This window comes from Priestia sp. P5_B4 (assembly GCF_056400385.1).
On sequence record NZ_JBFULJ010000091.1, the window covers coordinates 1 to 10,359 of the forward strand.

Consider the following 10,359-nt stretch of genomic DNA (forward strand, 5'->3'; position numbering starts at 1 on the left):
AGAACAAGGTCGTAATTGTTACTGGCGGTTCAAGTGGAATGGGAAAACATATGGCAAAGCGATTTGCAGAACAAGGTGCTCATGTGGTAATCACAGGTAGATCAGCCGATCGATTACAAGAGACAGAAAATGAAATTAAAACGTTTGATGGACAGGTACTTTCAGTGGTGATGGATGTACGCAATCCAGAAGATGTGGAACGAATGGTTCAAGAAACGGACAAGGCATTTGGCCAAATTGATTTTTTAGTTAATAATGCTGCAGGCAATTTTATATGTGCAGCTGAAGACTTATCCATTAACGGATGGAACAGYGTAATTAATATCGTATTAAATGGTACATTTTATTGCAGTTCCGTAGTAGGGAAATATTGGATCAATAAAGGCACAAAAGGGGCCATTACAAACATTGTGGCTACATATGCCTGGAACGCAGGAGCAGGTGTTATTCATTCAGCTTGTGCCAAGTCAGGAGTTTTAACCATGACGCGCACGCTCGCAGTAGAGTGGGGGAAGAAATATGGTATACGGGTAAATGCGATTGCACCAGGGCCGATCGAGCGAACAGGAGGAGCCGATAAATTATTTGAGTCAGAAAAAATGAAAGCGCGTACATTAAATTCTGTACCATTAGGACGCCTTGGAACTCCTGAGGAAATAGCAGGATTAGCTAGTTTCTTATTCTCCGATGAAGCGTCTTATATCAATGGAGAATGCATTACAATGGACGGGGGACAGTGGCTAAATCAGCATCCTTTTTAAGTTTGTATACGCACTAAAAAGTACAAAGCAATCCGAGAAGGACTAGCAAAATTATGCTATTCGTATTATACTAACGTAAAGTGAACAAGGAGAGGGGAGAGTTGAGTGGACCCGTTAGATGTATTAACAAACATAGAGAAAACTCTTCCGTATTATCAAGCAATTTTTAGTGCAGATGGACATAGAGTAATTGGCTATGAAGTGTTGGCGAGGTTTCAAAATGAAGGGGAAATTGAAAGTCTCGGCCCATTCTTTCATGATGATGCGATTCCGGATGAATATCGCATAGAAGTTGATTATGCTGTTTTAACACAAGCGCTCGAGCATATGTTGACCCAGGAAGAACAATTTTTAATTTTTATTAATCAGAACCCTAATTTATTAATGAACGATCATGGAGAATCCTTGCTAGAATTATTGCAACTTTTCGAAAATAAAGGATTATCGCTTGATCGAATTGTTCTCGAAATTACAGAACACAATTTTAGTGGAGATTTGGAATCACTTCAACACTTACTAAAGTATTATCAAACATATGGTATTAAGATTGCAATTGATAATATAGGAAAAGAAAGTAGTAATCTAGACAGGATTGGGTTGCTTTCACCAGATATCTTAAAAGTAGATTTACATATTCTGAGACAAACGGACATGGCGCAGTCGTATCAAGACGTATTGTATTCTTTATCTCTGTTAGCAAGAAAAATGGGTGCTACGCTTCTATACGAAGATATAGAAGCCTCCTATCAGCTGCAATATGCATGGAGAAACGGAGGCAGGTATTTTCAAGGTTATTATTTACATAAGCCGGCTGCTGAACTTGTCGATCCGAACATCTTAAAGGATAAACTAAAGGAACGTTTTGAAATGTATATCGCTCACGAAAAGAAAAAGCTGCTTGCTGTTTACCAGCTGACAGAACGCTTTCAAGATAAAATGCAGCAGGTAATGACAAAGTGCAGAAAGCTAGAAACGTATGACGATATGCTGCCTGTTATTGCAGAAGAACTATCCAACGTGTGTTTTCGCCTTTACATCTGCGATGAAAATGGATTTCAAAAGTCTTCTAACTATGTAAAGAAAAACGAGGATTGGATTCTTGAACCTGAATATGTAAAGAAAAATTGGAGCTGGCGCCCATATTTCCTTGAGAATATTATTCGAATGAGCTATGAAAAAAAAGGCATATTATCAGATTTGTATAATGATATTGAAACAGGTGAGAATATCCGGACTTTTTCGTATCCGATTGATAATATGCACTATATATTCCTTGATATTTCATATTCTTTTTTATACGAAAGAGACGTTTTGTAGAGAATAAATAAGTTGAAGTTAAACCGGCAACCAGCAAAAGTGGTTGCCGGTTTTTTATGTTTTTTTAGAGGAGAACGACAGTCGGTTGTAGGGATATGCATAGGCAGGGGAATTTTCGGAATTCTAATAAAAAAGAAGTTAAGGAGCTGATTTAATTTGAATAAAATATGCTTACTTGTCTTTTTGCTGATTGTCTTGTACTCAGGAAAATCTGTTCATGCAGAAGTATCAGGAGAGATTAGGCATGAAATCTTTATAAATTTGCAGGACGCTTATCAGGCTCAGCTAAGAGCTGCGTCTGCTCATACTAATCAAGACGCTGTTCGTGAGCTGAAATTGTTTTTAGATGATGAGTATGCATCTGTGTTTTTTAATGAGGCTCTCTTACAAAAAGCTCAAGGGTATGTCGGAGAGGGACCTGAATATTTAACACACTACATCCCTTTCTTTTCTTTTGATGAACAAACGAAGGTAGCTCTTCATTCCGACCAAAACAAAGCTTATGTCTATCAATTTTTTCCGGCTGTGCATAATGAACGGGTAAAATACCAAGATCATTACGAAATGATCACGTTAGTAAAAAAACAAGGGAAATGGAAAGTGCAAAAGTTTATATATAGTAAGTAACACTCAAAATAGCCGAGGAAAGCTTATTTTGAGTGTTTCTGTTACCCGATGTTAAGAAGCTTCTCAAGCGCTTGAAGGTCAAATCCTCTGATAATTTCCTGGTCAATACGAATGGTCGGAGTGGAATAAGACTCTAACTCAGTAGTCATTCGTTTTCGAGCAGAAGCATCTTTAGATACGTCAAATTCTTTATAGGAAACGTGATGATGCTGTAAAAACTGTTTAACAATTTCGCAAGGTGGGCAAGCTGGTTGTGTGTACAACTCTATAGATCTCAATGAAAGCACCTCCCTATATTAAAATGAATGGTGTTAAAGTAGAATGAAGTTTTGTATGATACATAGTATATCGCTATGTTATTATAATAAAAAACGACATATATCGCTATAATAAGGCATTTTCTTATGAAAAATCACGTAAAGTACTTGTGTTTTTTTAGTATGTGGCATATAGTGAAATGGTGTCTTTTAAGTATTAGTTTAGATAACGTATTTATTTGAATTGATATTGTAGAAAAGTCGAATGCGTAATGATGTAATAGGTGAAAGGAGAGATTATATGTCACAATTACAAGGTATTTTAACTCGTCTTGTGAATCTCCGTGAGCAAGCAAGTGGAAGTGAAGCGCCACAACGCTTCTTCGAAGTAGAGGGAAAAAGAATTTGCAGCGTGAAATATCATGCAAAAACTGAAACATACGAACTTGAAGTATATCAAGATGGTGAAAAGCCAGCCGTTTATCAATTTGATAACGTTGATATGATTGCAATTGAAATTTTTGAACTTATTCATTAAGGGATAAAGCAAAACGAATGCCGCAAAGGATTTTATACTTTGCGGTATTTTTTTGTTACTGCGTATGGAGTTTTTGCGGTGGCTTCCGCCCTATTTTCCCGAGAAATATCGACAAAGTGATAGCGGATTTTCTGATAAATAGAAGGAACGGGTCGAATGCTGTAAAAAAATCAAAATAAAAAATTCAGATAATTATGAACTTTCGTTGACACTTGTTTTAAAAAAATCTAGACTTAACATATAAGGGAGAACATCGAGTGTGTCTGCTTCTATTCCCTCTTAAAGGTTCGCATTTACGTAGCAAGCTATTTTCATTTTGTAGCTTGTTCTTTTTCTCTTTACACACGTGGAAGTTATGAGAAATGGAAGGAGAATGTATAAATGATTGATATTGATCACAATCAGTTAAATCAAATTGAACTTCGAGATTTGCTTGTCACTTCTGATAAAGTTGCTCATGTTCAAGTGGGAAATAATTTAGAACATGCTTTGCTTGTGTTAACAAAGACGGGCTATACGTCCATTCCCGTATTAAATCCAAGGTTCCAGCTGCAGGGGTTCGTGAGTATGACGCTTATTTTAGATTCGATTTTAGGATTAAAGCGCATTGAATTTGAACGATTAGAAACCATGAAAGTAGAAGAAGTTATGAATCAAAATGTTCCTCGTGTCTCCATGAAAAAATCCGTATTAAAAGTCATAAATGCCATGATTAACCATCCTTTTTTGTGCGTAGAGAATGAAGATGGCATTTTTGAAGGGATTTTAACACGAAGAAATTTGTTAAAGTCATTAAGAAGGCAGTCCATCATTCTCCCGAAAGAGTCATTTCAATAATTTTTTTAAGAAATCGTGTTTCAGCCTATCTTTCTCCGTTTTTTTCTTATATGATAAAGGTAAAATGAAAGTAAAAAGAGGCTTGAAAGGAATAACTGAATGCAATTAATAGAATGTCGAATGCTCGTTGTATTAGCTCAAGAATTAAATATGAGAAAAGCTGCAGAGAGATTATTTGTATCGCAACCAGCTTTATCACAGAGGCTGCAAACCATTGAAAAAGCATGGGATACACAAATCTTCATTCGTTCGCAAAAAGGACTGTCATTAACGCCTGCTGGAGAAAAGATTGTTCAATTTGCAAAAGAAGTGGTAGAAAAAGAAGATCGGGTTCGTGAGGACTTGCATCATTTAGATAATGAGGTATATGGTACACTCAAATTAGCGGTGGCTTCGATTATTGGACAGCACTGGCTGCCGGCGGTGTTAAAACGCTATATGGATCGTTACCCACATGCTAAAATCTCTCTTGTAACCGGCTGGAGCAGTGAAATGCTTCGCTATCTGTACGAAGATGAGGTACATATTGGAATCATACGCGGAAATCCGGATTGGAAAGGTGTCAAAGAACATTTGTTTACAGATCCTCTTTACCTAGTCGATTCAGAAATTGAAAGGGCAGCGGAAGTAGTAAATACTCATCGACCATTTATTCAATTTAAAAGTGACTCAACGTATTATCAAGAAATTTTAGAATGGTGGCATCGAGAGTTTCATACTACACCGAAGCGTACGATTGTAGTGGATCAGATTGAGACGTGTAAGCAAATGGCTTTAAATGGTCTTGGCTTCGCTATTTTACCATCGATTGCTATTAAAGAAGCTGGAAGCCATATTCACCGGACGCCGCTTCTGAAAGCAAATGGAGAGCCAATTACGCGAGACACTTCTTTAGTTGGATACGAATCAGCGTTTAAACTGAAGCAAGTTCGAGCATTTGTTGATATTGTACGTGAATATGTAAGAGAAACGGTTTAAAGCGAGTCTAGATGCTCGCTTTTTTATTTGCAATCGTTATCTTTTTATTAAAACGATAATGATGCTTGTCATTGTGAAAGCATTTTGTTACATTAAATGAGACATTGCTTACTTAGGAGGAATACATAATGAAAATGATGGATGCTAATGAGATTATCTCATTTATTCAAAACAGCACAAAATCAACACCGGTAAAAGTTTACGTAAAAGGTGAAGTAGAAGGAATTGACTTTGGTTCATCTTCTAAAACATTCGTAACGGGCAACACAGGTGTAGTATTTGGTGAATGGAAAGAAATCAAAGCTGCTATTGAAGCAAACGAAGGAAAAATTGAAGACTACGTAATTGAAAATGATCGCCGTAACTCTGCGATTCCTTTATTAGATATGAAAGGAATTAAAGCTCGTATTGAGCCAGGCGCTATTATTCGCGATCAAGTTGAAATCGGCGACAACGCTGTTATTATGATGGGTGCATCTATTAACATCGGCTCTGTGATCGGTGAAGGAACAATGATCGACATGAACGTAGTACTTGGTGGTCGTGCAACAGTAGGTAAAAACTGTCACATCGGCGCAGGTTCTGTATTAGCTGGTGTTATTGAGCCACCTTCTGCAAAACCAGTTGTAGTAGAAGATGATGTAGTAATCGGTGCTAATGCTGTTGTTCTTGAAGGTGTAACAGTAGGTAAAGGTGCCGTAGTTGCTGCAGGTGCAATTGTGGTAGAAGATGTAGCTCCTTACACAGTAGTAGCAGGTACGCCGGCTCGCGTTATTAAAGAAATTGACGAAAAAACAAAGTCTAAAACAGAAATCAAGCAAGAATTGCGTCAATTAAACGAAGAATAAGAAAAACGATCAGTTTGCGCTTTTTCTTTGTTGAATTAATAGGTTTTAGCGATTGGGATACTGAATCCTTGAACGTATCATATGGACAAGTTGGAAGCGTGGGCAACCACGCTTTCTTCTTTATTTCGTGAGGAGGACATACACATGGCTGAAAATGAATTTGTGAAAATAAGAAGAGAGCTACATAAAATTCCTGAATTAGGGTTTCAAGAGGTGAAAACACAGCGTTTTTTGCTTGATTATATTAACACTCTTCCGCAAGAGCGCTTAGAAGTAAAGACGTGGAAAACAGGACTCTTTGTTAAAGTACATGGTACAAATCCAACTAAAACAATAGGCTACCGAGCAGATATTGACGGGCTTCCTATCACGGAAGAAACGAATTATTCTTTTCAATCACAGCATGAAGGACTCATGCATGCCTGCGGACATGATATGCATATGGCCATTGGGCTAGGCGTACTGACTTACTTTGCTCAGCATGAAATTAAAGATAATGTACTGTTTATCTTTCAACCTGCAGAAGAAGGTCCAGGAGGAGCACAGCCAATGCTCCAAAGCGACATCATGAAAGAATGGCTTCCAGATTTCATCTTCGCCCTTCACGTAGCGCCTGAATATCCGGTTGGATCAATTGCGCTGAAGGAAGGGTTACTATTTGCTAACACGTCTGAGCTATTTATTGATTTAAAAGGAAAAGGCGGCCATGCTGCTTATCCACACACAACAAATGATATGGTAGTTGCTGCATGTCAGCTCGTTTCACAACTTCAAACTATTGTTGCTCGCAACGTTGATCCGCTAGACAGCGCTGTAATTACAGTAGGAAAAATTCAAGGCGGGACGGTTCAAAATATTATTGCGGAGCGAGCTCGCATAGAAGGAACCATTCGCACGCTATCTCCTGAATCAATGATGCGTGTTAAAGAACGAATTGAAGCGATTGTTAAAGGAGTAGAAGTAGGGTATCAGTGTGAAACAGCCATTGATTATGGTTGTATGTATCATCAAGTATATAATCACCATGAAGTCACGCGAGAGTTTATGGAATTTGCCAAAGCGCAAACGGATGTGGATGTGATTGAATGCAAAGAAGCAATGACAGGAGAAGATTTTGGCTATATGCTAAAAGATATTCCTGGATTTATGTTTTGGCTTGGTGTTCAGTCTGAATATGGGCTTCATCATGCAAAGCTGCAGCCTCATGAAGGCGCAATAGATACTGCGATTTCACTTATTACAAAATATTTTGAACATAAAGGCAATCAATAAATCGTATAATCATTTTTCCTTATGGCTAAATTAATACCATGAGGAGGTGGGCAACGATGGCACGAATTGGTGTAGAATACGGTTTAACAGATGTACAGGCTGCACTTCAGCAGCTCGGACATGAAGTGGTACAATTACGCAACGAAAGTGATGCACAAGGGTGCGATTGCTGTGTTGTAACAGGACAGGATTCAAACGTAATGGGGATTTCTGATGCAGTAACGCAAGGCTCAGTTATTACAGCTAGCGGATTAACGGCAGAAGAAATTTGTCAGCAAGTAGGCAACAAGGTACAAGGATAAAAGAAAGCCGAAGGAATAAATCCTTCGGCTATTTTTTATGCATGCTGAGGCTGCTTGGCATCTTCAGGCTGCTTTTTATCAATATTTACTTGATGAGGGAACGGAATATCAATACCGTTTGCGTCAAACGCTTCTTTAAACTCTTTGCGAAGCTGACGTTCAACCCCCCACTGTTCACCGTTTTTAGCTTTGCCAACTACACGAAGCACAACGTCCGATGCGCCTAAACCTTGAACTCCTATCACGCTTGGTCCTTCTACAATGTTTTCATTTGTTGCAGCAACGCGCTCGCATACTTTTTCTAGTACGGAAATTGCTTTGTCAATATCATCATCATACGAAATGCCAATATCAATCAACGCGCGCATATTGCCTCGGGAATGATTGCTTAAGCTTGTAATTTCACGGTTAGGCACATAGTGCAAAGTTCCATCAAATCCGCGAATTTGAGTAGTACGAAGACCTACTGATTCGACAATTCCTGAAAAAGTTCCGGTTGTTACATAGTCGTCAACATCAAGCTGTTTTTCAAGAAGTAAAAAGAAACCTGTTACAACGTCGCTAACCAGTCCTTGAGCACCGAACCCGATTGCTAGACCCACAACTCCGGCACCAGCTAATAGAGCTGTGGCATGGATATTTACTGCTTCAAGCAGCATAACGACAAAAATAAAAATAAGTACATATGAAAACACATTAACGGTTAAACTTTTGAGTGTGAGCATGCGTCCGCGCGTAGTATTTTCGCGCTCACTCATTTTTTCAAAGGAACGCTCAATAACTTTTTTACCAATTGCTCGTACAAGTAAAAATACAATGGTGATGGCAATGAGTTTTAACACAATAACTCCAGCATTGGTAAGAAGCTGTTCCCAGTTGATATCTTGCATCTTAAACATTTGTTGTTCATCCTTCCTATGTTCTGTTTCAATATTAATAAGTGGGAATGTATTCTGTGGAAAAGATTTTGTAAGAGTATGAGCACATTTGTTTATTCCCGATATTAGACATGCTAAACTGAGAAGGTAAATAAATGCAACCCTTTTATAGCATTTTTTTGCTGAAGTCAGGGTTTAATTTGCCCTAAAGGCGGGCATAACAACTATGTTACCATTATAAGATGTTGTTTAAATTCATTCTTAATTAATATTGACTAAAAAAACAATATCCATTATAATGAAAACCGTTATAACAGTACATAAGTGAGAATGTTTTATACATTTTCTCATTTAATAATTATTTGGAGGGATCATGTATGCCAGAACGTATGGTAGGTAAACAAGCTCCACGCTTTGAAATGGAAGCTGTATTATCAAACAAAGAATTCGGTAAAGTTAGCTTAGAAGAAAATATTAAAAATGACAAATGGACAGTATTATTCTTCTATCCAATGGACTTTACATTTGTATGTCCAACAGAAATCACTGCACTTTCTGACCGTTATGATGAGTTTGAAGATCTTGACGCAGAAGTAATCGGTGTTTCTACAGACACAATCCATACACACTTAGCTTGGATCAACACTGATCGTAAAGATAATGGTTTAGGTGATCTTAAATATCCATTAGCAGCTGATACAAATCACGTTGTTTCTCGTGAGTACGGCGTTTTAATTGAAGAAGAAGGTGTAGCACTTCGCGGTTTATTCATCATCAGCCCAGAAGGCGAATTACAATATTCAGTTGTAAACCACAACAATATTGGCCGTGACGTTGATGAAACTTTACGTGTTCTTCAAGCGTTACAAACTGGCGGACTTTGCCCAGCTAACTGGAAACCAGGTCAAGCTACTTTAAACGCGTAAGCACAACGTTTAAAAGGTCTAACGTCCACGTTAGGCCTTTTTTTCATCGGATAATAAAGAACATATAGTCAATAATAGTGAAAATAAGGGAGGCTTTTATTCATGAAATTACGTCAGCCAATGCCTCAGTTAACGGGCGCTACAGAATGGTTAAACGGAGAGGTTACAAAAGAGCAGCTAATCGGCGAAAAGCCAACGCTTATTCATTTTTGGTCAGTAAGCTGTCATTTATGTAAAGAAGCAATGCCTCAAGTAAATGAATTTCGCGACCAATACAAAGATCAATTAAACGTAGTAGCAGTTCATATGCCGCGCTCTGAAGATGATTTAGACTTATCAAAAATTAAAGAAGTAGCAGCAGAACATGATATTACGCAGCCAATTTTTGTAGACAGTGAGCATAAATTAACGGATGCATTTGAAAATCAATATGTACCGGCATATTATGTATTTGACAAAACAGGTCAGCTACGCCACTTCCAAGCTGGTGGAAGCGGTATGAAAATGCTTGAAAAGCGCGTGAATCGTGTATTAGGCGAGAACGAATAAATACAGGCAGTTGTAACAGGTGAAAAGCATTCGATGCTTAGTAGAACTTGCATCGAATGTTTTTCTTTTTTGTGTGTAGGAAGTAACTGATAAAGGAAATATAAAAATGTGGATTTTTTCTTGTGAGTTTACACCATACTAACACTAACAACATGATACGAAACTTACTATTGGAGGTAATTTACATATGAAATTAGGTATGATTGGCTTAGGGAAAATGGGAGCAAACTTAGTATTGAATTTACTAGATCATAACCATTCTGTAGTAG

General features: G+C 37.8%; 14 protein-coding genes. 12 read left to right on the plus strand and 2 right to left on the minus strand.

Translation table 11 applies throughout. The features are described from left to right. From fadH to AC1DRF_RS10690, 3 genes are all read left to right on the plus strand, one after another. Positions 1-761 (plus strand): 2,4-dienoyl-CoA reductase (gene fadH, locus AC1DRF_RS10680; RefSeq protein ID WP_477740718.1); only part of this gene is annotated, 761 nt, incomplete at its 5' end. A 105-nt stretch (positions 762-866) separates the two neighbouring features. Further along, positions 867-2,078, plus strand: a complete 1,212-nt coding sequence (locus AC1DRF_RS10685; protein WP_013056032.1) for an EAL domain-containing protein — start codon at positions 867-869, stop codon at positions 2,076-2,078. 156 nt (positions 2,079-2,234) lie between these two features. Next, complete coding sequence (locus AC1DRF_RS10690) at positions 2,235-2,705, plus strand: DUF3993 domain-containing protein (protein WP_097823996.1); 471 nt, start codon at positions 2,235-2,237, stop codon at positions 2,703-2,705. Between the two features lie 41 nt (positions 2,706-2,746). Here the strand turns inward: AC1DRF_RS10690 and AC1DRF_RS10695 are convergent, their stop codons facing one another. Then, complete coding sequence (locus AC1DRF_RS10695) at positions 2,747-2,983, minus strand: glutaredoxin domain-containing protein (protein WP_013082278.1); 237 nt, start codon at positions 2,981-2,983, stop codon at positions 2,747-2,749. 280 nt (positions 2,984-3,263) lie between these two features. Between AC1DRF_RS10695 and AC1DRF_RS10700 the strand changes: the two genes are divergently transcribed. The 6 genes from AC1DRF_RS10700 to AC1DRF_RS10725 all read left to right on the plus strand — a co-directional run bounded on the left by AC1DRF_RS10700 (position 3,264) and on the right by AC1DRF_RS10725 (position 7,737). Then, positions 3,264-3,500, plus strand: coding sequence for a YkuJ family protein (locus AC1DRF_RS10700; RefSeq protein ID WP_013056035.1), 237 nt, complete (start codon positions 3,264-3,266; stop codon positions 3,498-3,500). Positions 3,501-3,881: 381 nt separating this feature from the next. Continuing rightward, positions 3,882-4,337: a cyclic-di-AMP-binding protein CbpB gene (gene cbpB / locus AC1DRF_RS10705; protein WP_013056036.1), complete on the plus strand. Its 456-nt coding sequence runs from the start codon at positions 3,882-3,884 to the stop codon at positions 4,335-4,337. 99 nt (positions 4,338-4,436) lie between these two features. After that, positions 4,437-5,315, plus strand: coding sequence for a LysR family transcriptional regulator (locus tag AC1DRF_RS10710; protein ID WP_013056037.1), 879 nt, complete (start codon positions 4,437-4,439; stop codon positions 5,313-5,315). 128 nt (positions 5,316-5,443) lie between these two features. Then, a complete protein-coding gene (gene dapD / locus AC1DRF_RS10715; RefSeq protein ID WP_013082280.1) occupies positions 5,444-6,163 on the plus strand; it encodes a 2,3,4,5-tetrahydropyridine-2,6-dicarboxylate N-acetyltransferase in 720 nt (239 codons plus the stop codon). A gap of 144 nt (positions 6,164-6,307) precedes the next feature. After that, positions 6,308-7,435, plus strand: coding sequence for an N-acetyldiaminopimelate deacetylase (locus AC1DRF_RS10720; protein WP_045292731.1), 1,128 nt, complete (start codon positions 6,308-6,310; stop codon positions 7,433-7,435). Positions 7,436-7,491: 56 nt separating this feature from the next. Next, complete coding sequence (locus AC1DRF_RS10725; protein WP_013056040.1) at positions 7,492-7,737, plus strand: YkuS family protein; 246 nt, start codon at positions 7,492-7,494, stop codon at positions 7,735-7,737. A 35-nt stretch (positions 7,738-7,772) separates the two neighbouring features. Here the strand turns inward: AC1DRF_RS10725 and AC1DRF_RS10730 are convergent, their stop codons facing one another. Next, positions 7,773-8,636 (minus strand): mechanosensitive ion channel family protein, encoded by an 864-nt coding sequence (locus AC1DRF_RS10730; protein WP_230184599.1) that lies wholly within the window; start codon positions 8,634-8,636, stop codon positions 7,773-7,775. 356 nt (positions 8,637-8,992) lie between these two features. Between AC1DRF_RS10730 and AC1DRF_RS10735 the strand changes: the two genes are divergently transcribed. The 3 genes from AC1DRF_RS10735 to AC1DRF_RS10745 all read left to right on the plus strand — a co-directional run. Then, positions 8,993-9,541, plus strand: coding sequence for a peroxiredoxin (locus AC1DRF_RS10735; protein WP_014461006.1), 549 nt, complete (start codon positions 8,993-8,995; stop codon positions 9,539-9,541). 102 nt (positions 9,542-9,643) lie between these two features. Further along, positions 9,644-10,090, plus strand: coding sequence for a TlpA family protein disulfide reductase (locus AC1DRF_RS10740; protein WP_377575928.1), 447 nt, complete (start codon positions 9,644-9,646; stop codon positions 10,088-10,090). A 187-nt stretch (positions 10,091-10,277) separates the two neighbouring features. Beyond that, the coding region (locus tag AC1DRF_RS10745) for an NAD(P)-binding domain-containing protein (protein ID WP_477740719.1) at positions 10,278-10,359 on the plus strand (82 nt) is incomplete at its 3' end.

Excerpts from the sequence above, each read along its gene's own strand:
- AC1DRF_RS10700 (WP_013056035.1), top strand. The coding sequence starts at position 3,264 with ATGTCACAATTACAAGGTATTTTAACTCGTCTTGTGAATCTCCGTGAG.
- cbpB (WP_013056036.1), top strand. The coding sequence starts at position 3,882 with ATGATTGATATTGATCACAATCAGTTAAATCAAATTGAACTTCGAGAT.
- AC1DRF_RS10710 (WP_013056037.1), top strand. The coding sequence starts at position 4,437 with ATGCAATTAATAGAATGTCGAATGCTCGTTGTATTAGCTCAAGAATTA.
- dapD (WP_013082280.1), top strand. The coding sequence starts at position 5,444 with ATGAAAATGATGGATGCTAATGAGATTATCTCATTTATTCAAAACAGC.
- AC1DRF_RS10720 (WP_045292731.1), top strand. The coding sequence starts at position 6,308 with ATGGCTGAAAATGAATTTGTGAAAATAAGAAGAGAGCTACATAAAATT.
- AC1DRF_RS10725 (WP_013056040.1), top strand. The coding sequence starts at position 7,492 with ATGGCACGAATTGGTGTAGAATACGGTTTAACAGATGTACAGGCTGCA.
- AC1DRF_RS10730 (WP_230184599.1), bottom strand. The coding sequence starts at position 8,636 with ATGTTTAAGATGCAAGATATCAACTGGGAACAGCTTCTTACCAATGCT.
- AC1DRF_RS10735 (WP_014461006.1), top strand. The coding sequence starts at position 8,993 with ATGCCAGAACGTATGGTAGGTAAACAAGCTCCACGCTTTGAAATGGAA.
- AC1DRF_RS10740 (WP_377575928.1), top strand. The coding sequence starts at position 9,644 with ATGAAATTACGTCAGCCAATGCCTCAGTTAACGGGCGCTACAGAATGG.